9 tRNA genes are annotated in these 2,455 nt (G+C 42.5%); all 9 read right to left on the minus strand.

What is annotated here, in order from left to right:
- Positions 1-1,535 precede the first annotated feature (1,535 nt).
- Positions 1,536-1,607 (minus strand) — tRNA-Glu (locus TES5_RS14810).
- A 31-nt stretch (positions 1,608-1,638) separates the two neighbouring features.
- A tRNA-Met gene (locus TES5_RS14815) sits at positions 1,639-1,711 on the minus strand.
- A gap of 17 nt (positions 1,712-1,728) precedes the next feature.
- Positions 1,729-1,818: transfer RNA gene (locus TES5_RS14820), tRNA-Ser, on the minus strand.
- A gap of 11 nt (positions 1,819-1,829) precedes the next feature.
- A tRNA-Glu gene (locus TES5_RS14825) sits at positions 1,830-1,901 on the minus strand.
- 27 nt (positions 1,902-1,928) lie between these two features.
- Positions 1,929-2,016 (minus strand) — tRNA-Ser (locus TES5_RS14830).
- 39 nt (positions 2,017-2,055) lie between these two features.
- Positions 2,056-2,129: transfer RNA gene (locus TES5_RS14835), tRNA-Ile, on the minus strand.
- 11 nt (positions 2,130-2,140) lie between these two features.
- A tRNA-Gly gene (locus tag TES5_RS14840) sits at positions 2,141-2,211 on the minus strand.
- 1 nt (position 2,212) lies between these two features.
- Positions 2,213-2,288 (minus strand) — tRNA-Asp (locus TES5_RS14845).
- A gap of 89 nt (positions 2,289-2,377) precedes the next feature.
- Positions 2,378-2,450: transfer RNA gene (locus TES5_RS14850), tRNA-Met, on the minus strand.
- Positions 2,451-2,455: the final 5 nt, after the last annotated feature.

Raw genomic sequence — 2,455 nt, forward strand, 5'->3', positions numbered from 1 at the left:
AACACCTGCAGAACGCCTTCAGGAAGAACTGGCCGATTTACAAGCAGCTTAAGGTGTTTTGTTGGTTCTATAGGATAAGAGAATAGATTAGCTGAGTCAAGAGCCGCTTTGCTCCTTCTCTTGACTCAGCTAACCTATCCTCTTGGGTCAGAACCACCAACAACTCACCTGAAAAATGGTAAGGGATGAAACACTCCCTGCCGTCAATGGCTTCAAAGCATTGGTAATACTGGATTATTGAGTAATTCGCTGTCTATAAAGGTTTTTAAAATTTTTTATGCATTTGATATTGCAATTAAGCTTTGTATCATAGATGACGCAAACAAATACTGATGTAAATATTTTACGTCAGCTTTTTCAATCCTGACATCGCTTGACATCGCAAAGACGTTAACCTATGATGAATTTGCGCAGTAGATACGAGATGAAACACACTCTATCATTAATAGAGAAGGAAGAGATTATGCTGACAATCCAGAAACAATTCATGAATCTTATGCACAATACCTTTTTGTCGATGCTGACAGCCCCGTTGACGCTACTTCTTTTCGGGGCATGGAGAGGAACGACTTTCACCGGTCCCAACTATCTGTTACTATTTATACTTTATCTTTTTTTGCTTTTTTCCCATGCCTTGGAACGCCTACTTTCAAAAAGAGAACATTCCAAAAGAAAGCTCCCCTATAAAATGATTTTGGTTTTAGGGTTTCTCACAATCGTAATACTGACCATCATATTTTATCTGTCGAATATTGTCCTGACTGCGGTTCTTTTCCTGTATTTAATTTACCTGATCTTACAGTTTTATCCTTACAGTATGGCAAATACATTTTACGAAGTAATGCTGCAGCCTTTCTTTAAGGTGCTTATTCTTTCATCAGTATCTTTTTTTTCGCAGGCAAACTTTATTCCGTTACAGCTTCAATACGAAGTACTTCCAATGATCCTGTTCCATATTTTTTGTTTGATACAGGTCCAAATTAAGAATACTACATACAGCAATCAGCCAAATTCTTATTATCAAGAACTACTATTAGAGCATTCAAATTTTCTAAGAATGACCACTTTTCTGCTTCCCTACGCGGCAGGTATTCTCCAGATAGTTAATCTCAACAGCCCACTATGGGCCATAAGCTTATTCGGATTATCTATCCTAATGGTTTTCCCTTTATTCAAGAGAACACTTCAAAACGATTTCAGAATCGAACAATATTTAACTAACTATGCTTTTCTTTTCACACTAAGCTACTCATTATTATTTTTGGTCTAAGAAAAACAGGCAGATGCGTCCTTCGACTGATGCATCTACCTGTTTTTTTGCAGGAATAGCTTTGTGGGTTCTTCATTCAGCCCTGAATAAGCAAACACTTATCACTTTTCCGAAGGGCTTACACGTGAAGCTGGCCATAAAATTTGATTGCATGAAACATGTTGTGAATCTGTGAAACACCTACGGTGACGCACTTTTCAATTCGAAAAATTTTATGCTTTCCCAATTATTAAAAAAAAGCACTCAGAAGAGTGCTTTTCGATGATGATCCGTACGGGAATCGAACCCGTGTTACCGCCGTGAAAGGGCGGTGTCTTAACCGCTTGACCAACGGACCATAAATATACTAAAAAGAAAATCAGAACCAATTGCGGGGACAGGACTTGAACCTGTGACCTCCGGGTTATGAGCCCGGCGAGCTGCCAACTGCTCCACCCCGCGATAATAATAATAATAAAAGGAGGATAAGGGATTCGAACCCTTGCGCGCTTTTACACACCTGACGGTTTTCAAGACCGTTCCCTTCAGCCGGACTTGGGTAATCCTCCAAAGTTTATAATGATCCGTACGGGAATCGAACCCGTGTTACCGCCGTGAAAGGGCGGTGTCTTAACCGCTTGACCAACGGACCATCTTATTTATTTTTCTGATAAAGCTACGGAGAAGGAGGGATTTGAACCCTCGCGCCGCGTTAACGACCTACACCCTTAGCAGGGGCGCCTCTTCAGCCACTTGAGTACTTCCCCATAACAAGAAACGTTCTATTACTGTTTGTGCTTTATCAATGGGCCTAAATGGACTCGAACCATCGACCTCACGCTTATCAGGCGTGCGCTCTAACCAGCTGAGCTATAGGCCCTTCTTAAAAAAAGCGGGTGAGGAGAATCGAACTCCCGACATCAGCTTGGAAGGCTGGGGTTTTACCACTAAACTACACCCGCATGGCGGCTCCGACGGGATTTGAACCCGCGATCTCCTGCGTGACAGGCAGGCATGTTGACCCCTACACCACGGAACCATGCGTTAAACTTTTATGAGGTTACACTGTGGGCTTTCGCCCAAGTGTATCATGCTTGTAAGCTACTGAAGCAGCGACAATCATGACAATTGCGGGGACAGGACTTGAACCTGTGACCTCCGGGTTATGAGCCCGGCGAGCTGCCAACTGCTCCACCCCGCGATAAT

This window comes from Trichococcus sp. ES5, assembly GCF_900067165.1.
Taxonomy (GTDB): Bacteria; Bacillota; Bacilli; order Lactobacillales; family Aerococcaceae; genus Trichococcus; species Trichococcus flocculiformis.